The organism is Bradyrhizobium sp. USDA 3262 (assembly GCF_054060035.1).
The window spans coordinates 731,259-749,810 of the sequence record NZ_JBSSCT010000001.1 but is presented as its reverse complement, the minus strand read 5'-3'; the positions used below and the strand labels follow the sequence as shown (position 1 = coordinate 749,810).

General features: G+C 65.6%; 18 protein-coding genes. 11 read left to right on the top strand and 7 right to left on the bottom strand.

The features are described 5' to 3' along the window. Positions 1-63 precede the first annotated feature (63 nt). The 4 genes from mtgA to ACVWYP_RS03500 all read left to right on the top strand — a co-directional run bounded on the left by mtgA (position 64) and on the right by ACVWYP_RS03500 (position 2,334). The gene (gene mtgA, locus ACVWYP_RS03515; protein ID WP_028343567.1) at positions 64-735 is read left to right on the top strand and encodes a monofunctional biosynthetic peptidoglycan transglycosylase; all 672 of its coding nucleotides are present in this window, start codon (positions 64-66) and stop codon (positions 733-735) included. A gap of 157 nt (positions 736-892) precedes the next feature. Beyond that, on the top strand, positions 893-1,078 hold the full coding sequence (gene rpmF, locus ACVWYP_RS03510) for a 50S ribosomal protein L32 (protein WP_021077536.1): 186 nt from the start codon (positions 893-895) through the stop codon (positions 1,076-1,078). 143 nt (positions 1,079-1,221) lie between these two features. Beyond that, entirely contained in the window at positions 1,222-1,845 is a 624-nt protein-coding gene (locus tag ACVWYP_RS03505; RefSeq protein ID WP_304497756.1) for a hypothetical protein, read from the top strand. An 18-nt stretch (positions 1,846-1,863) separates the two neighbouring features. Further along, positions 1,864-2,334 carry a YybH family protein gene (locus ACVWYP_RS03500; protein WP_304497755.1) on the top strand — a complete coding sequence of 157 codons (471 nt, stop codon included), beginning with the start codon at positions 1,864-1,866 and terminating at the stop codon, positions 2,332-2,334. Between the two features lie 52 nt (positions 2,335-2,386). On the opposite strand, the gene ACVWYP_RS03495 is transcribed toward ACVWYP_RS03500, so the two are convergent. Further along, positions 2,387-2,671, bottom strand: coding sequence for a hypothetical protein (locus tag ACVWYP_RS03495; protein WP_304497754.1), 285 nt, complete (start codon positions 2,669-2,671; stop codon positions 2,387-2,389). A 219-nt stretch (positions 2,672-2,890) separates the two neighbouring features. Between ACVWYP_RS03495 and ACVWYP_RS03490 the strand changes: the two genes are divergently transcribed. After that, the gene (locus tag ACVWYP_RS03490; RefSeq protein WP_304497753.1) at positions 2,891-4,582 is read left to right on the top strand and encodes a putative bifunctional diguanylate cyclase/phosphodiesterase; all 1,692 of its coding nucleotides are present in this window, start codon (positions 2,891-2,893) and stop codon (positions 4,580-4,582) included. A 260-nt stretch (positions 4,583-4,842) separates the two neighbouring features. Here the strand turns inward: ACVWYP_RS03490 and ACVWYP_RS03485 are convergent, their stop codons facing one another. After that, positions 4,843-6,297, bottom strand: a complete 1,455-nt coding sequence (locus ACVWYP_RS03485; protein WP_304497752.1) for an acetamidase/formamidase family protein — start codon at positions 6,295-6,297, stop codon at positions 4,843-4,845. A gap of 385 nt (positions 6,298-6,682) precedes the next feature. On the opposite strand from ACVWYP_RS03485, the gene ACVWYP_RS03480 reads away from it, so the two are divergent. Continuing rightward, positions 6,683-9,049 (top strand): acetamidase/formamidase family protein, encoded by a 2,367-nt coding sequence (locus ACVWYP_RS03480; RefSeq protein WP_304497751.1) that lies wholly within the window; start codon positions 6,683-6,685, stop codon positions 9,047-9,049. A gap of 76 nt (positions 9,050-9,125) precedes the next feature. Here ACVWYP_RS03480 and phaR read toward each other — a convergent pair whose 3' ends face one another. Beyond that, positions 9,126-9,716 carry a polyhydroxyalkanoate synthesis repressor PhaR gene (gene phaR / locus ACVWYP_RS03475; protein WP_304497750.1) on the bottom strand — a complete coding sequence of 197 codons (591 nt, stop codon included), beginning with the start codon at positions 9,714-9,716 and terminating at the stop codon, positions 9,126-9,128. Positions 9,717-10,029: 313 nt separating this feature from the next. On the opposite strand from phaR, the gene ACVWYP_RS03470 reads away from it, so the two are divergent. The 3 genes from ACVWYP_RS03470 to yddG all read left to right on the top strand — a co-directional run bounded on the left by ACVWYP_RS03470 (position 10,030) and on the right by yddG (position 13,162). Then, on the top strand, positions 10,030-11,208 hold the full coding sequence (locus ACVWYP_RS03470) for an acetyl-CoA C-acetyltransferase (RefSeq protein WP_028343574.1): 1,179 nt from the start codon (positions 10,030-10,032) through the stop codon (positions 11,206-11,208). Positions 11,209-11,376: 168 nt separating this feature from the next. Further along, positions 11,377-12,102 (top strand): acetoacetyl-CoA reductase, encoded by a 726-nt coding sequence (gene phbB / locus ACVWYP_RS03465; protein ID WP_028343575.1) that lies wholly within the window; start codon positions 11,377-11,379, stop codon positions 12,100-12,102. Between the two features lie 187 nt (positions 12,103-12,289). Further along, positions 12,290-13,162, top strand: a complete 873-nt coding sequence (yddG, locus tag ACVWYP_RS03460; RefSeq protein ID WP_304497749.1) for an aromatic amino acid exporter YddG — start codon at positions 12,290-12,292, stop codon at positions 13,160-13,162. 271 nt (positions 13,163-13,433) lie between these two features. On the opposite strand, the gene ACVWYP_RS03455 is transcribed toward yddG, so the two are convergent. Together ACVWYP_RS03455 and gloB are read right to left on the bottom strand one after the other, a co-directional pair. Continuing rightward, on the bottom strand, positions 13,434-13,865 hold the full coding sequence (locus ACVWYP_RS03455) for a cupin domain-containing protein (protein ID WP_304497748.1): 432 nt from the start codon (positions 13,863-13,865) through the stop codon (positions 13,434-13,436). Continuing rightward, positions 13,865-14,632 carry a hydroxyacylglutathione hydrolase gene (gloB, locus tag ACVWYP_RS03450; protein WP_304497747.1) on the bottom strand — a complete coding sequence of 256 codons (768 nt, stop codon included), beginning with the start codon at positions 14,630-14,632 and terminating at the stop codon, positions 13,865-13,867. The genes ACVWYP_RS03455 and gloB overlap by 1 nt, the downstream gene beginning before the upstream one ends. A 185-nt stretch (positions 14,633-14,817) precedes the next feature. On the opposite strand from gloB, the gene ACVWYP_RS03445 reads away from it, so the two are divergent. Beyond that, on the top strand, positions 14,818-15,570 hold the full coding sequence (locus tag ACVWYP_RS03445; protein ID WP_028343579.1) for a class I SAM-dependent methyltransferase: 753 nt from the start codon (positions 14,818-14,820) through the stop codon (positions 15,568-15,570). Positions 15,571-15,619: 49 nt separating this feature from the next. Here the strand turns inward: ACVWYP_RS03445 and ACVWYP_RS03440 are convergent, their stop codons facing one another. Further along, entirely contained in the window at positions 15,620-16,387 is a 768-nt protein-coding gene (locus ACVWYP_RS03440) for a DUF4167 domain-containing protein (protein ID WP_304497746.1), read from the bottom strand. A gap of 497 nt (positions 16,388-16,884) precedes the next feature. Next, entirely contained in the window at positions 16,885-17,772 is an 888-nt protein-coding gene (prmC, locus tag ACVWYP_RS03435; protein ID WP_304497745.1) for a peptide chain release factor N(5)-glutamine methyltransferase, read from the bottom strand. A 105-nt stretch (positions 17,773-17,877) separates the two neighbouring features. Here prmC and ACVWYP_RS03430 point away from each other — a divergent pair, with 105 nt between their 5' ends. Then, a complete protein-coding gene (locus ACVWYP_RS03430; RefSeq protein WP_304497744.1) occupies positions 17,878-18,303 on the top strand; it encodes an HIT domain-containing protein in 426 nt (141 codons plus the stop codon). The last annotated feature ends 249 nt before the right edge of the window (positions 18,304-18,552 follow it).

The window sequence follows — 18,552 nt, the reverse complement described above, 5'->3', positions numbered from 1 at the left end:
GCCGTGTTCTGGCGGGCGGGTCCCAAATCCTTCCTGGAATGGTCCTCCCCGGAAACCCCTGTTTTGCGCATCGTCCGAATTTTATTGCTGGTTTTGCTGGCCCTGCTGTTGCTGCCGTATCTGGTGGCGCCGTTCTACCGCACCGGCCATCCGGTTTCGGCGCTGATGGCGTGGCGGACCCTGCGAGGGGCTCCGGTCACGCGGCACTGGATCGATTTCGGCGCCATGTCGCCCTATCTGGTGCGGTCCGTGGTAGGCTCGGAGGATGCCCATTTCTGCAAGCATCGGGGCATCGATTGGGGCGCGCTGCGCGAGGTGCTCGACGACGCCGAGGATGGCGAGGTGGCCCGCGGCGGCTCGACCATCACCCAGCAGGTCGCCAAGAACCTGTTCCTGTGGTCCGGCCGCAGCGTTGTCCGCAAGGGGCTGGAACTGCCGCTGGCGCTCTGGATCGATCTCGTGCTGCCCAAGCAGCGGATCCTGGAAATCTACCTCAATATCGCGGAAATGGGCCCGTCCGGCCAGTTCGGCGCTGAGGCCGGCGCCCAATATGCTTTCGGCCGGTCGGCGGCGGGGCTGTCACCCCGTGAGGCCGCGCTTCTGGCGGCGATCCTGCCGAATCCGGTCAAGAGGAGCGCCCGGAGCCCGGGGCCGGGGGTCCGCAGGCTGTCTGCGACCTATATGGTCCGGGCCAACGCGGTGGAGCGCTGCTGGCGCGAAAATCGCGGCTCCTGAGGGCCATTTCGGGCGCTTTTTGCTGGCCCGGACCCTAGCTTTACGCGATGCCTTCCTCTATAAGCGCGGCCTTACCGGCATCGCAGCTTGCGCTTCGAAGCGCTGAGCCGTCCGCATTTCGGACGATGCCTCCGCAACACCCCTAGAGGACACCGTCATGGCCGTTCCCAGAAGAAAAACCTCGCCGTCGCGCCGTGGCATGCGCCGTTCGGCCGATGCGATCAAGACCCCGACCTATGTCGAGGACAAGGACTCCGGCGAACTGCGCCGTCCGCACCACCTCGACCTGAAGACCGGTATGTACAAGGGCCGCCAGGTCCTGAAGGCCAAGAAAGAGTCCTGATCGGACATTCGGCCTACGCGCCGCAGCCATGCGGCGCGGCGCCTGAATTCGGTCAACGAGTGCGGCCAAGACGGGCGCGTCCGCGGCGAGGCCAATGAGCATCGCCGCATTGCTGGTTCTCCCTGAATAAGGCGCAAGCCCCGATGGTCGGTTTTCCGCTGCTGCTCGTTCCGCTCGCGGTCTACAACATCATCGCTTTCCTGATGCCCGGCGTGTCCTTCACGGACCCGCTGATCAGGCTGACATTGCTGTCGGGCGAGCAGTGGCAGATCACGCTCAGCGACATGCTGCTCGCGGCCGCCGTGCTGCTGTTGCTGCTCGAGGTCATCAAGGGCGCGCGCCCTGGCGCGAAATATCTCACCGACCATCTGCTGTCGCTGATCGTGTTCGGCGCCGCCGCCGCCGAATTCGTGCTCTGGCCGAAATTCGGCAACTCGACCTATGGCCTGCTCACGCTGCTGGCGCTGGTCGATTTCATTTCCGGAATTGCGCTGCGCACCCGCCGCCGTGCGGTGGTCGCGCCTGCGGCACCAAGCGCCAGCAGGCCGCAGCCCGAGGCGCCGCCGGCAGAGGCGCCCGCGCCGCGTTCCGAGCCCGCGCCCGTCGCCGCGCCGGCGCCTGCTGCTCCGCCGCCAGCCGCGCCCGTTCCGCCAGCGACGTCGGTTGCGGAATCCGTGCTGCTCGATCAGTCCGCGCCGAAGCCGACCGTCGCCTCACCGGACTTGCAGCCGGGCGGTCATCCACCGTCGGACGCGCCACAGCGCTGAGTGTTTTCGAGGCCGATCATGAGCGCAGAAACGCCTCTTCCGATCGCCGACTCAACGACAACTCAATCCATATTTGACTGGCTCGAACGGTTCGCCGCCTGCGTCAGGGCGGTCGACTATGCTGCCGCGCGTCCGTTCTGGCATTCGGACATCATCTCGTTCGGCACCTACCAGGAACTCATCCACGGCCGCGCGCGCTGGACCGAGATGCAATGGGACAATGTCTGGCCCCGCACCGCGGATTTCGCCTTCGATCTCGCGCATACGGCGGTGCTGATCAGCGCCGACGGCGGCATGGCGACGGTGATCACGCCCTGGACGAGCACCGGCTTCCATGCGGACGGCAGCCGCTTTGATCGGCCGGGGCGAGCGACGATCATTCTCGCGCGTCAGGCCGACGGGCGCTGGCTGGGCATCCATTCCCACATGTCGCTGCAACGCGGCGTGCCGCAGGACAGTCACGGCAATCGGCCCGTCAAGGCCCGCTGATCACCTGCTGCCTGGACGCCAGTTCCGGCGTCCGGTCTTTCTAGATGATTTGCTAGATGATTTGCCGGGTCCGCCGCGCCACGCTGCGGCGTTCGTCGACATGCGGGCCGTAGGCGCTCTGCGCGTCGGCCAATGACCCACGCCGCTGCCCGCGCGTCTGCGGTTCGTGTGCGGCGGTTGCGATCAGATGAGCCACAAACGACGGATCGGCATGCGGCAGCGGGATCTTGGGCGCCCAATGGGTGGTCGTGGCCAGCGGCACCAGCGCCGTGCCGGCCGCAGCAGGATCGCCGGTGCACTCACCGTCGAGGATTTCCGATTGATCGATATCCGGCATCGTCTGCGACCCGTTGGAGCGTCATAGTTTGGGACGTTGCGTCCCTCCGCAACACCCCTGTGGCAAGGGTCATGCCCGCCGTCCCCAGTTCGTTCCCGGACAGTCGAAAACGTGGTTTCCAGATTATTTATCAACTTCACCTAGCGTTGGATTCGCCGGAACCACTATCTTGAGAGCGTGTAGAATCACCGGGCGCCGTCCCAAATCGAGACATGTTCGATGCCCCCTGTCCCGCCAGCTGCCAGCATCCTCGCCTCGCTCGGCCAAGCGACATTCGCCTGGGACCTGGCGACCGATGCGATTGCCTGGAGCGACAATGTGGCGGCGGTCTTCCCGGATATCCCGGTCGCGGCGCTTGCGAGCGGTGCCGAGCTTGCAAAGTTGATCGAGCCATCGCGCTCGGTGCGATCCGATGCGCTCGGCGCGCCGGCGCCGGTGCGCGGCGGGGAGGGCGTTCCCTACCGGATCGAATATGGCGTGCGGGCCGTCACCTCGGCGCCCGTGATCTGGATCGAGGAGACCGGCTGCTGGTTTGCCGGCGCCGACGGCAGGCCAGCGCGCGTGCAGGGCGTCGTCCGCATCAACAATGAACGGCATGCCCGCGACGAGCAGCTGCTCAAGCTGTCGCGGCACGATCCGCTGACCAATGAGCTCAACCGCACCCATCTGATCGCCTCGCTCGCCGAGGCGATGGAGGAGTGCGCGCGCTTCCGCAGCTCCTGCGCCTTCATGCTGATCGGCATCGATCACCTCGCGCGCGTCAACGATGCCTTCGGCTTCGATGTCGCCGACGCCGTCATCGCCGAGGTCGCGAAGCGGATTCGTGCGCGGCTGCGCAGCGGCGACATGCTCGGTCGCTTCTCCGGCAACAAGTTCGGCCTGATCCTGCGCAACTGCACTGTCGACGACACCAATGTCGCGGCCGAGCGCTTCCTCGCCGCGGTGCGCGACGAGGTGGTGCCGACCAAGTCCGGCCCGGTGTCGGTAACGGTCTCGATCGGCGCCGTCACCATTCCGCGCCATGCGAGGTCGGCGGAGGAGGCGGTCAATCGCGCCCAGGAGACGCTGGAGACCGCCAAGAGCCGCCGCGCCGGATCGTTCGCGCTGTGGAAGCCGAATGTCGAGCGCGACGCCCAGCGCCGCGTCAACATCCGCGTCACCGACGAGATCGTCACCGCGCTGAACGAGCGCCGCATCGTGATCGGCTTCGAGCCCGTGGTCGATGCGCGCTTGCGGCAGCCCGCGTTCTACGAGTGCCTGGTCCGCATGGAGCAGGACGACGGCCGCGCGTTGCTCGCGCCCGATATCGTGCCGGTCGCCGAGCGGCTCGGCCTGATCCGGCTGGTCGATCATCGCGTGCTGGAGCTCGCCATCGCCGAGCTCGCCGCCGCTCCCGGCGTACAGCTCAGCCTCAACATCTCGCCCGACACCACGATGGATCCGGACTGGTGGGCCACCATCGAATCCTTGATGCGCGCGCATCCCGGCGTCGGCGAGCGGCTGATCGTCGAGATCACCGAAACGGTCGCGATCCAGGATATCGACGACGTGCGTGGCTTTGTCACGCGCCTGAAGAACTTCGGCAGCCGGATCGCGATCGACGATTTCGGCGCCGGCTACACTTCATTCCGCAATTTGCGCAAGCTCGGCGTCGACATCGTGAAGATCGACGGCGCCTTCGTGCAGAACATCGTGCGTTCGGCCGACGACCGCGCCTTCGTGCAGACGCTGATCGATCTCGCGCGCCGCCTCGAGATCAAGACAGTCGCCGAATGGGTGCAGGACGAGGAAGCCGCCGTGATGCTGCGCGAATGGGGCTGCGACTTCATCCAGGGCCGCCTGATCGGCCTCGCCTCGCCGGACCGCCCGTGGAATGCGCCGGCGGAGAAGCCTGTGCCCGCCACGGGCTAGTTCACAGTCGCCGGCCAAATTAACGGTGTCGTCCCGGCCTAGTGCGCAATTGCGCACGGGGGCCGGGACCCATACGCCGCGGCTTCTCGATGAAGCGATCTGGTAGACGCTTGCTTCAAACAACCGACATTTGTGGTTATGGGCCCCGGCTCCCGTGCGCAATTGCGCACTAGGCCGGGGCGACGTTGTATTAGGTGCGCGCAGCAAAGCCCTGCTCGCCCTTCTTCGGCTGACCGCCACGCTCGCTCCTGGCCTTTTCGTCAGCTCTCGCCGCCGGCGAAGATGTCCTTGCGGATCACCGCGTGGACGCCCCAATTGCCGTCGACCACCTGGGTGACGCCGAAGTCGACGCCGAGCGAGATCAGCGAGATGGCCTCGTCCTCGGTCAGCTTCTTCGTCGTCATCAGGAATTTGCGCATCTTGCGGAAGGCATCGCGCAAGGCAAGGTCGACCGAGGACTTCTTGTAGATCTCGGTCTGCGCGCTGGAGCCGAGCTCGCTGAGGTAGTTGGCATAGCTGAAGCCGTGCACCAGCCATTCGTCCTGGGTCTCCAGCATCGGGTAGTCGAGCGCTTCCAGCGCAGTGCCGGCGAGGTCGGCTTTCTTGTGCAGGATGATCTGGAAGGTGCCGTTGAGCGAGCATTCGATCGCCGTGCCGCACAGTTCGGAATCGCCCTGCGAGGCGTGGGAGTCGCCGACCGACAGCAGTCCGCCCTCGACCGCCACCGGGTAATACATCGTGGCGCCCTTGCCGATGCGCCAATTGTCGATGTTGCCGCCGGTATAGCTCGGCGGGATCGAATCGACGAACTCGGCCTCTTTCGGCGCGAGCCCGATCACGCCGAAATGCGGACGCACCGGGATACGCACGTTCTTCAGGATGCCGTGGTTCTCCTTGACCGTCGAATGATCGACCGGGACGCCGGGATAGTCGATGGTCTTGTGCACCACGCCGGACGGATCGGTCTGCGGCGTCCAGATGAAGTTATAGACGGCGCGCGCCCAGTTGCGCTCACCGGTCGCGTCGACCTCGTAGATGGTGACCACCTCGCGTGGCTTCGGCTCGGTGAGCAGATCCTTGTAGTGGAAGCCCCACGATGCCGCGGCGTTGCTGCCGAATGCCTTGCCGGAATATTTTGGATTGGCGCAGGGCCGCGGCGCGACGTCGATGATGCGCAGCTCGAGCACATCGCCTTCCTCGGCGCCGCGCACGAACACCGGCCCGGTGCAGATATGCACGCCGAGGCCCTCGCCGGCGCCGCGTCCGTACAGCGAGGCATCCATCGGGCCGGCGCCGCGCCGGTTCACGCCCTTCTTCTCCTTGGTCCAGAGATAGACGCTCTCGACGCCGGGATCGCCCTTCACCATGCGCTCGGCATCGTCATTGGCGTGATGCGTCAGCGCCTCGATGGTGATGAAGTCGCCGGAATTGATCTCGACGCGCGGCTTCAGCGACTTGCTGAAATAGCCCCAATGCACGGTGTCGGCATTCGCCGGCAGATGGTGATAGGCGCGCTGAGCCGGCTGATGCTTCTCGGCGGCGGCCGCCATTTTCGGCGTCACCAGCGAGATGCCGCCGGCGGTCATTGCCGCGGCGCCGCCCGCCGCGGCGAAGCTCGAGCGCAGGAACGAACGGCGTTCCCGGTCGAGCGTCTCCTTGAACTGGCGATGATGCAATTCGAAGTCCGGGCAGTTCTTGTCGTCACCTGCGCACATCTTGAGCTCCTCCTTGGATCGAAAGTGCGGATGAGAGTGCATGGCGCCGCGCCGCTCCGACATGACCGGGCGCGCCCAATAATTTGTCGGCGCGCTTGCTGTCGTCGCGGCGCAAAGGCCTGTGCAGCAGCGTGCGAGGCATCTGCGGCGGCCGCCTTCGCATCGCGGCATGGCCGGAGCGGTCAAGAATTTGGGCGCATTCGATCAAGTTGCACTGCGTTCGCCGCTGATAGCGCTGCCACGCGAAGGCGGCCGCTTCCGCGCGTTGCACGCAGGGTGGGCAACATGTGCCGTCGCAGCACGCTTGCCGCCTGCCTGCAATCGGTGCAGGCTGCGTTCACGGCTCTGTGAGTGGAAGGCCGCGGTGCTGCGGCCTGGAGGGGTGATGGTCGCGACGACCTATCGGGTTTCGGTCGATGCGATCCCGCGGCAAAACCGGCGGGAGGTCTGGCGCGAGGCGCTGGCCGGTTTGCAGCTCGATTGCGAATTGCCGGAGGCCGGCCAATTCCAGTTCGGCGAATTGACCGCGAAGCGCTCGACCAGCGGCGGCCAGCTCGCGCTGCTGCGTTCCACCGAGCAGCAGATCGTCTGCAGCGGTCATGCGGCCTCGCCGGGAATGCCGGCGCGGGTCGCCATCATCTTCCACGGCTACGGCCGCGGCAGCATCGCGTCCGGCCAACGCAGCTGCGAGTTTGCCGACAACGACGTCTCGGTGTGCGACCTGCAATCGCCGTGGCGGATGACCTTGCGCGAGGATTTCGAGATCCTGTTGCTCGAACTGCCGCGTGAGCGGCTGCTCGGCCGGCTCGGGCATAATCGCTTGCGTTTGCCGGCGGTGCTCGGCGCGACGATCGCCGCTGCGTCCGTGCGTCCGGTGATGCGGACCCTGGGCGGCAATTTCGCGATCCTGGACAAGGCCGATCTCGCCACCGCCGAGGTCGCGGTCACCGAACTCGTCGCCGGCGCGCTGCTCGGCGAGACGCGGCTCGATGCCGAAGCAATGACGCAGGTCCAGGCCGGCCATCTGCGCCGGGTCGATGCCGCGATCGAGGCCCAGCTCGGCAATGCCGGCCTGACCATCGCCGACATCGCGCGGCAGGAAGGGTTGTCGCAACGCTATCTGCAACGGCTGTTCGAGCGGCAGAACACGACGTTCTCGGCTTATGTGCGCGAGCGGCGGCTGGAGCGCTGCTGCAACGACCTGATCGATCCGAACTATGCCGACCAGCGCATCGCCGAAATCAGCTACCGCTGGGGCTTCACCGATCAGGCGCATTTCAGCCGGATGTTTAGCGCGACCTACGGCACCTCGCCGCGCGACTTCCGCAAGGCGGTGCCGCGCGATGTGGAGGGCGAGCGCACGCGCGGCCGGCCGCGGCTGGCGCGTGGCACCGCAACGGTACTGCGGCTCGCACCAAGCCCGGTGGCGCGCGAGACGGTTGCGCCGCTGGAGCCGATCGTACCGGTTGCACCGCCGGCGGCTGTGCCGGAAGGGCGGGGCGCCCCGCATCACCATCTCAAGGTGTCCAGGGAGACCGCGCATTGGGGCTATCTCAGCCGCGCCATCCCGCCTGTCATGAGCGTGCAGTCGGGCGCGGTGGTGACAATCGAGACGCTGACCCAGCACGCCTTCGATGATTATGAGCGCATGATCAAGGGCGATCCCGGCGCGGAGAGCGTGTTTCGCTGGACCGCCGAGGGCAAGTCGGTCGAACGGCGCGGCGCCGGTCCGATGGACGGTTCGATCTTCGGCCGCGGCGCCGGCGAAGGGTTCGGCGTGCACATCTGCACCGGGCCGATCTATGTCTGCGGTGCGGAGCCGGGCGATGTGCTCGAGGTGCAGATCCTCGATATCTGGCCGCGGCCATCAGCCAATCCGGCCTACGCCGGCAAGTCGTTCGGCAGCAATGCCGCGGCCTGGTGGGGATTTCAGTACAACGATCTGATCGATCCGCCGGCCAAGCGCGAGACCATCACGATCTTCGAGACCGATGCAGAGGCCGAGTGGGCCCGCGCCGTCTATTCCTACCGCTGGACGCCGCAGACCGATCCGTTCGGCGTGCGCCACGAGACGATGGATTATCCCGGCGTACCGGTCGATCACGCCACCGTCGAGAAGCAGCCCGGCGTGCTCGCCGGCGTGCGGATTCCGGCGCGGCTGCATTTCGGCTTCATGGCGGTGGCGCCGCGCGAGTCCGACATCATCGATTCGATTCCGCCCGGCTATTTCGGCGGCAATGTCGACAATTGGCGCGCCACCAAGGGCACCACGCTCTATCTGCCGGTCGCAGTACCAGGCGCGCTGTTCTCGATCGGCGATCCGCATTTCGCGCAAGGCGATGGTGAGGTCAACGGCACCGCGCTCGAGCTTTCGCTCACCGGCCAGTTTCGCTTCATCCTGCACAAGAGCGGCAAGGCGACCAAGCCGCATGTCGAAGGGCTGGCGCACCCGCTTTTGGAAACGCCGGAGGAGTGGATCCTGCACGGCTTCAGCTACGGCAACTATCTGCGCGAGCTCGGGCGCAATGCGCAGTCGGAAATCTACCAGCGCTCGTCGGTCGATCTGGCGCTGCGCAACGCGTTCCGCGTGACGCGCAAATTCCTGATGGAGTGTTATCGCCTCAGCGAGGATGAGGCGCTGGCGCTGATCTCGCTCGGCGTCGATTTCGGCGTCACGCAGGTTGCCGACGGCAATTGGGGCGTGCATGCGATCGTCCGCAAGAGCATGCTCCCCGGGGCAAGCGGCGCCTGACGCCGGCCGGAGTTGCCGCCGTCAGGATTTCGCGAAACGATAGCGGCCGGTGCATCCGGCCGATCGGCGAAGCGACCTACTCGTCCTTCTTCGTCGGCTGCGACATGCGCTCGAGGCGTTCCTGCATGTCCTTCATCTGGCGGCGAAGATCGTCGATGTTGCCGTCATCGGGCGTGGGCTCCGGCACCTTTTCGGCCTCGCCGCCACCGCGTTGCGGCGCAAACGGCTTGAACATCGAGAAGGTCTGCTGGAACAGCTCCATGTTGCGGCGGACCTGTTCTTCCAGCGGCGCAAACGGCGTGCCGCTCAGCGCGCCCGCGATCTGCTTGCGGAATTTTTCCTGTTCCTTGGTCAGCGTCTCGATCGACTGTTCGAGATACTTTGGCACCACCATCTGCATGCTGTCGCCGTAGAACCGGATCAGCTGGCGCAGGAAGGTGGTCGGCAGCAGATTCTGCCCGGCCTTGTTTTCCTGCTCGAAGATGATTTGCGCGAGCACGGAGCGGGTGATGTCGTCGCCGGTCTTGGCGTCATAGACGAGGAAATCCTCGCCTTCCTTCACCATCGCCGCGAGATCCTCGAGCGTCACGTAGGTGCTCGTCCCGGTATTATAGAGCCGCCGGTTCGCGTATTTCTTGATCGTGGTCGGTTGTTCAGATTTTGCCATGGGCTCTCACTTCAACACCGAAGAACCTGGAACCCTACGGCATCGCCGCAGGGCAAAATGCAACGCATCGCAGCAAAGGTAAGCATTTTCAAAGCGGTTCGGCTACAGTTTTGTGCTGTGCGGTTAATTCCAAAGCATAGGATTTGCTCAGGAAAGTGCCAAGGGCGTCATTTTGAGTGCGTCGCGGCGCGATTTGCCCGACAGTGCGATTGACATGTCTCAACGAGGTTTACAGGATAGCCATCAAGAGACAGGCCCGCCAAATCGGCCGCCCGCCGTCGAGAAACCCAGCTACAACCCATAGGAGATGTCCATGTCAGACGATGTCGTCATCGTCAGCGCCGCCCGCACCCCCGTCGGTAGCTTCAACGGCGCTTTCGCCACCACCCCGGCCCATGACCTCGGCGCGATCGCCATCAAGGCGGCGCTGGAGCGTGCCGGCGTCGAGGGCGGTCAGGTCTCCGAAGTCATCATGGGCCAGATCCTCACCGCCGCGCAGGGCCAGAACCCGGCGCGCCAGGCCTCGATCGCGGCCGGCATCCCGGTGGAAAGCCCGGCCTGGGGCGTCAACCAGCTCTGCGGCTCCGGCCTGCGCACGGTGGCGCTCGGCTACCAGGCGCTGCTCAACGGCGATTCCTCGATCGTCGTCGCCGGCGGCCAGGAATCCATGAGCATGGCCCCGCACGCCCAATATCTGCGCGGCGGCGTCAAGATGGGCGGCCTCGAGCTGATCGACACCATGATCAAGGACGGGCTGTGGGATGCCTTCAACGGCTACCACATGGGCAACACCGCCGAGAACGTCGCCAAGCAGTACCAGATCACCCGGTCGCAGCAGGACGAGTTCGCGGTCGCTTCGCAGAACAAGGCCGAGGCGGCGCAGAAGGCCGGCAAGTTCAAGGACGAGATCGTCCCGGTCACCATCAAGTCCCGCAAGGGCGATATCGTGGTCGATGCCGACGAGTATCCGCGCCACGGCGCCACGCTCGACGCGATGGCCAAGCTCCGCGCGGCCTTCGAGAAGGACGGCACCGTGACCGCGGGCAACGCCTCGGGCATCAATGACGGCGCCGCCGCCGTCGTGCTGATGACCGCCAAGGAAGCCGCCAAGCAGGGCAAGAAGGTGCTGGCCCGCATCGTGTCGTGGGGCCAGGCCGGCGTCGACCCCAAGATCATGGGCACCGGTCCGATCCCCGCCTCGCGCGCCGCGCTGAAGAGGGCCGGCTGGAACATCGCCGACCTCGACCTGATCGAGGCCAACGAGGCGTTCGCGGCGCAGGCCTGCGCGGTGAACAAGGACCTCGGCTGGGATCCGGCCAAGGTCAACGTCAATGGCGGCGCGATCGCGATCGGCCATCCGGTCGGCGCGTCGGGTGCGCGCGTGCTGGTGACGCTGCTGCACGAGATGCAGAAGCGCGATGCCAAAAAAGGCCTCGCGACGCTGTGCATCGGCGGCGGCATGGGTATCGCTATGTGCGTTGCACGCGACTGAACAAAAGGCAGCGAGGCCGGTTAGGTGATGAAAAGATCATCTGTCAACCGCGAAGCGAGCTGATAAATAAGATGCCCGGCTTTGCGCCGGGCATTTTTGTTTCGAGGGGTTGTGAGTGCGTAGGCCGGAGTTATCCGGTTATAAAAGACGGCCAAGGAGGAAACGGACATGGCACGTGTTGCATTGGTGACGGGCGGAACGCGCGGTATTGGAGCTGCGATCAGCAAGGCGCTGAAAGCGGCGGGCTACGAGGTGGCGGCGAGCTACGCCGGCAATGACGCCGCGGCGGAGAAGTTCAAGGCGGAGAGCGGGATTCCGGTCTACAAGTGGGACGTCGCATCGTTCGACGCCTGCGCGGCCGGCGTCAAGCAGGTCGAGGCCGATCTCGGCCCGGTCGACGTGCTCGTCAACAATGCCGGCATCACCAAGGACACCGCGTTCCACAAGATGACGGTCGAGCAGTGGAATGCCGTGATCAATACCAACCTCGGCTCGCTGTTCAACATGACGCGCCAGGTGATCGAGGGCATGCGCGCCCGCAAGTTCGGCCGCGTCATCTCGATCTCCTCCATCAACGGCCAGAAGGGCCAGTTCGGCCAGGTCAACTACTCGGCGGCCAAGGCCGGCGACATCGGCTTCACCAAGGCGCTGGCGCTGGAGAACGCCAAGGGCGGCATCACCGTGAACGTGATCTGCCCTGGCTATATCAACACCGAGATGGTGCAGGCGGTGCCGAAGGATGTGCTCGAGAAGAACGTGATCCCGCAGATTCCGGTCGCCCGGCTCGGCGAACCCGAAGAGATCGCGCGGGCGGTCGTGTTCCTCGCCGCCGACGATGCCGGTTTCATCACCGGCTCGACGCTGACCGTGAACGGCGGCCAGTATCACGCCTGACGCGAGAAGCGTCGTCGCGTCGCAGGCGCGCACAATCGACCAGCGAATGCCCGGCCTTGTGCCGGGCATTTTCGTCTTTACAACGCGCCACACGCGAAGGAAGACGTGGCCGGCCGGGACATCGGCGAGCGGCTTCAGACCGCCATCCTTTGGACAGCCATGCCCGGCCACGACGGATTGATTTGAGATGACGACCCGAACTGCCACCCTTGTCGGACTGACCGCCATCCTGATGTGGTCGCTGCTGTCGGTCATGACGGTCGCGACCGGGGCTATCCCGGCGTTCCAGCTCGCGGCCATGACGTTTGCGATCGGCGCCGCGGTGGCGTTCGCGAGCTTCCTGTTGCGTCCATCAGCCTTCGGCGCATTGAAGCAACCGCTGGTCGCCTGGGTCGTCGGCGTCGGCGGGCTGTTCGGCTATCACGCGCTGTATTTCCTGGCGCTGCGCTTCGCCCCGCCGGCCGAGGCCGGCCTGCTCAATTACCTCTGGCCGCTGCTGATCGTGCTGTTCTCGTCGCTGCTGCCGGGCGAGCGGCTTGCGGTGCATCACATCGCAGGCGCGCTGCTTGGGCTCGTCGGCACCGTGCTGCTGTTCGCCGGCAACACCGGCGCCTTCACACAAGAGCAGATTCCAGGCTTCGCGGCCGCCTTCGTCGCGGCGTTCGTCTGGGCGTCCTATTCGGTGATGTCGCGCCGGCTCAAGGCGGTGCCGACCGATGCCGTGGCCGGCTTCTGCCTCGCGACCGCCGTGCTTGCCGCGCTGGTGCACATGATGGTGGAGACGACGGTGTGGCCCGCGACGCCGCTGCAATGGCTGGCCGTCATCGCGCTCGGCATCGGTCCGGTGGGAGCTGCGTTCTTCGCCTGGGACATCGGCATGAAGCGCGGTGACATCCGCGTGCTCGGTGCCGCATCCTACGCTACGCCGCTGCTCTCGACCGCGTTCCTGATCGCAGCGGGCTTCGCCAAGCCCAGCGCCAACATCGCGATCGCCGCGATCCTGATCGCCGGCGGCGGGTTGATCGCGGCCAAGGACATGGTGTGGAGGAGGAAAGCGTAGGATGGGTAGAGCGAAGCGAAACCCATCAACTCCTATCCACGCGGCAAGATGATGGGTTTCGCTACGCTCTACCCATCCTACGAAGAGGGTTGTTGCTACTGTTTCACCGTCACCCTGAGGAGGCCGCGACGCGGCCGTCTCGAAGGGTCGACGGCCCCGTCTGTGGCCGATTCATCCTTCGAGGCTCGCCCAGCGGCGCAATTGCGCCGCAAGGCTCGCACCTCCAGCGACAAAGGCGAAGCCTTTGCGCGGGGATGACGGAAAAAAGCTCCTACGAAGCCGGCTCCCAGCCCTTCGGCGCTAGCTCGAATTTCGCGAACTCGAATCCCGGCGCGACGGTGCAGCCGACCAGCGTCCAGTCGCCGCTGCTTTCGGCGGCCTGCCATGCATTCGCCGGCACGATTGCCTGTGGCTGCTCGCCGCGCGCCACATCCGGCCCGAGCGTGATCGAATGTGGGGCGCCGTCCTGCGCGATCCGCAATGTCAGCGGCGCGCCGGCGTAATAGTGCCACATCTCGACCGCGTCGATGCGGTGCCAATGCGAACGCTCGCCGCGCGCCAGCAGGAAATAGATCGCGGTCGAATGCGCGCGGCCATTGGCGTCGCAGCGCGCGTCGCGAAACGTCTCGCGATAATGTCCGCCTTCGGGATGCGGCTGCAGCGCAAGCCGCGCGATGATGTCGGCCGCCGAGAGGTCTGCCATCACGACTTGTTCTTGCGCTCGCGGAGTTCGCCGAACACCAGCGCCGGGTCGGCGCCCTTCATGTGCAGCTTGGCCGCCACCGCCGGCTCGTCGGCGCGCAGAAACACGTTGGCCTTCTTCTCGTCGCCGAGCAGCACGGGGATCGTCGGCTTGTTCTCGGCGCGCAGTTTTGTGACCTCCGCTGCGCGCGCCTGCAGGGCCGGATTGTCGGGCTCGATGGTGAGCGCGAACTTCACGTTGGAGGCGGTGTATTCATGGCCGCAGTAGAGACGGAAATCGTCCGGCAGCGAGCGCAGTTTCAAAAGCGAATCCCACATCATGGGGTAGGTGCCTTCGAACACCCGGCCGCAGCCGATCGAGAACAGCGTGTCGGCGGCGAACACCGCCTTCTCGCCATCGAACACATAGGAGATATGGTCGAGCGTATGGCCGGGAGTTTCGACCACACGGGCCAAGAGGCTGCCGACCTTGATGACATCGGCATTGGCGGCGCGCAGATCGACATTGGCGATCTTGGCCGACTGGTCGTGCGGGGCGACGACGCGGCAGCCGTATTTCTGCTTCAGCTCGGCGACGCCGCCGACATGGTCGCCATGGTGATGGGTGATCAGGATATCGGTCAGCGTCCAGCCCTCGCGCTCCAGCGCCTTGATGATCGGGCCGGCCTCCGGCGCGTCGATCGACGCGGTCGCCTTGGTCGCGGGATCGTGGATCAAATACCCGAAATTGTCGGTGAGGCAGCTGAAGGTGCGAATTTCGGCGGTCATGATATCTCCACGAACAAACGGGACGGACATTTTGGAGCATGATGTATTCGAAAAGGCCGGTATCGACTTTCCCGGATCATGCTTTTAACGCGCCCAATATAGGGGCGAAATATGGCGTTAACGCTCCGGCGGCAATGCAATTTTCGGCGCACCCGGGCAGCAGGGGGCGTGTTAGGCTAAACACCATGGACGTCATCGACCTGCGCGACTTCTATTCGCAGCGCCTCGGCATCGTGGCGCGGCAGCTGATCAACCGGGGTATCCGCGCGCGGTGGCCGAACGCGGAAGGCCAGCGCGTGCTCGGCCTCGGCTATCCGACCCCCTATCTCGGCCTGTTCCGTGAGTCCTGCGAGCGCTGCATTGCCTTCATGCCGGCGGCCCAGGGCGTGCTGAAATGGCCGACCGGCCGGCCGGCGCTGGCCACTCTGATCGACGAATTCTCGATGCCGCTGCCGGATGCCGCGGTCGACCGCGTGCTGCTGGTGCACGCGCTGGAGATGTCCGATGATCCGGAGCGGCTGCTGCGCGAGGTGTGGCGGGTGCTGTCGCCGTCGGGGCGGCTGATCGCGATCATCCCGAATCGCCGCGGCGTCTGGACGCGCACCGACGCCACGCCGTTCGGCCATGGCCGACCCTATTCGCGGGCGCAGATCACGCAGCTGTTGCGGCAGACCTGGTTCACGCCGTCGTCATGGGGCGAGGCGTTGTTCATGCCGCCGGTGCAGGGCAGCTGGTTCCTGCGCTCGGCGATGGCGTGGGAGCGGGTCGGCGCGGCGCTGTCGATGCCGTTCGCCGGCGTGCATATCGTGGAGGCGACCAAGCAGGTCTATCGCGCGATCCCCGCGCGCCGCGAGCGCACACAGCTGATCCCGTCATTGCGTCCGGTGCTGGTGCCGTCCTCGACGGCGACGCGCAAATCGACTCACGCAGAGTCGTGACGCGGACAATTCACCCTCCCTGTGAAGGGAGGGTGACAGATTCTCACGATTACTCGTTGCCCGGATTGAAGTCGTCGCTCGGCGCGGGCTGCGTCGCCATGTCCGGGCGCGGGCTGTGCGGACGGCGGCGGCGGCGCGGAAAGCGCTCGCTCCGTTCGCCGCGTTCTGCGCCGCCATTGCCTTCATAGGTGCCATTCACCTGCGGCTGCGCGCCGCCGGTGATGAACGAGGGCAGGCGATCGACGCCACCGGCATCGGCCATCGCGGGCTGCGGCTGGTTCTGCGGCTGCGGCTGATATTGCGGCTGCGGACGATGCTCGCGCTCGCGGTGCTCACGCGGCTGCTGGTCACGCTCGCGATGCTCGCGCGGCTGCTGCTGCTCGCGCTGGTACGGCTGCTGGCCGTTGTCGCGCATGAAAGGTTGCTGCTGCTGCGGCACGAAGCCCGGCTCCTGGCCGAAGCTCGAATAGCCGTCGCTGTCGTCGTCGCCGTCTTCGGTCGGGGTGACCTCGGCGTCGGGGCGCGGCGGCTGCTGATTCTGCCGGAACTGCTCCTGCGCGGCCGCGATGATCCGGTAGTAGTGCTCAGCATGCTGGTAGTAGTTCTCAGCTGCCACCGGATCGCCGGAGGAGCGCGCATCGCGCGCAAGCTGAACGTATTTCTCGGCCACGTGGGAGGCCGTGCCGCGGATCTTGATGTCGGGTCCGTTCGATTCGTACACCCGTGTCAGGGGATTCTGGCCGCGCCGGTTATTGTTGTTGTTATTGTTGTTGTTATTCCGGTTGCGCATCCGCTTGTTGTTCTGACCGTTTCTCATCTGTCGCCTTTTATTCCAGCCCTGAAGTGATTGCAGTCCACAGTCCGATTTCTCAGCAGTCCGATTTCTCAGAAGTCCGATTCCCAGAGTCCGATTCGGCGCGCGCCTAGGCACACGGAATCGCAATACCGTTCGAAGTGGTTTCGATGTCGCCGACCATCTCGTTCAGCAAAGTCGCGTGCAGCAAAGACGCGTTCCCCAACCGCCGGCAATCGCGCCAGCGACCAAATCATTCCGCCCGTTGAGACAGGCCCAGTTCTCGTGCGTAAGTCTTCAAGCGCAATAACAGGCTTTCGTTCGCTTGGCGGTCGAGAGCAGCACAGCTTCGGCTATTGCGCTCTATGTGACCTGCGTTCCTGGAACCTTTCGATCGGCGGGCTCTGCTGAACCCTGGTCATCACCCGTAACGGATTACGGGGCCAGCACCGATGTTGTGCCCGGAACGTAGTCGTTCCCGGGGGATAATCCAAGAGGTTTTTTTTCGTTCCAATAGGACTTTATCGGGGCAGTCGGCGGGCGGAAACGGCCCTCGGGATGCCCCCGAGATCGGCTTTTGGCGGCCCCGTTGGGGATAAGGCGGATGCCGTCATCAGCGCTTCAACGTCGCCGCTCTGACCCTGTCCGACTTCCACAACCAGAAATCCTCCTGAGGTCAGAAGACCCGCAGATTGCGAAATCAGCGCGCGATAGGCGTCGAGCCCGTCGGCCCCGCCGTCGAGCGCCGCGCGCGGATCATGCGCGCGCACCTCGATGTCGAGCCCGGCGATGTCGGCCGAGGGGATGTAGGGCGGGTTGGACACGATCAGCTCGAACGCGCCGGCCAGCCCGCGGCCGTAGTCGCACTCGATCCATGTCGTGCGCTGGCTAAGTCCGAGCGCGGCGGCGTTGCGGCTCGCGGTCTGAAGCGCCTCCGCCGAGATGTCGGTGGCGAAGCCATGCGCGTTCGGCAGTTCCGAGAGCAGTGCCAGCAGGATCGCGCCAGAACCGGTGCCGAGATCGGCGATCCGCAACGCGCGCTCGGCCATGCCGTCGGCGCGCAGCAGTTCGAGTGCGCGCTCGACCACGGTCTCGGTGTCCGGGCGCGGCACCAGCGTCGCGGCGGACAGGTGCAGCGCCAATCCCCAGAACTCCTTGACGCCGAGGATGCGCGCCACCGGTTCGCCGGCGAGGCGGCGCTGCGCGAGGCGCTCGAGGCGATCGGCTTCGTCCTTCGTCAGCGTGCGTTTGGCGCCCGTGATCATGCCGGTAAGATCGAGCCCTAGGACGGCGCCGACCAGCAGTCGCGCATCGAGTTCGGCGCCGTCGTGGCCGGCCGCTGTGAGGCGCGCGGCGAGGCTGCGCCTGATACTCTCGACGGTCTGGCCATTTCCAGCGGGTTCGCTCATGGCGCGTTGTTAGCCGATGGTCGATGCGGCGTCGATATCACTTGCGCCCCGTGCGGCCGGCGCGCACGGTCGAAATCTCAACCGATCGATCCGGAACGCGCGACCATGACGGGCTATGACGACCAGAACATCTTCGCCAGGATCCTGCGCGGCGAGGTCCCGAGCTTCAAGGTCTACGAGACCGACCGGACCTTTGCCTTTCTCGACATCATGCCGCGATCGCCCGGTCACACGCTCGTCATTCCGAAGGCGCCCGCGCGCGGCATCCTCGATATCGCCGAAGACGACCTTGCCGCGGTGGCGCGGTCAGCCAAGCGCATCGCCATCGCGGCGACGAAGGCGTTTGCCGCCGACGGCATCATCATCCAGCAGTTCAGCGAGCCCGCCAGCGGCCAGGTGGTGTTTCACCTGCACATGCATGTGATGCCGGTGAAGGCCGGCGTCGCGCTGCTGCCCGCGCAGACCGTCAAGGCGGAGATGGATGTGCTAGCAGATCACGCTAGGCGGATGATCGCGGCGCTGGGAGGGTGAGCTGCAGCTGGAAGCGGTCAGCGCGGAAGAGCGGCGCCAGCGGCAGTACGCTCCCTCTCCCGCTTGCGGGGGAGGGCTGGGGTGGGGGCTCTCTCCGCGAGTCACATTGTGGAGAAAACCCCACCCGCATCGCATCTCCGATGCGATGCGACCTAAGAGCGAGCTTCGCTCGTCTCGACCCCCGCAAGCGGGAGAGGTGCAGTGAGCGTGCGGTGAGATCTATTCTCCCTGGCTTCATCACGAATTAGC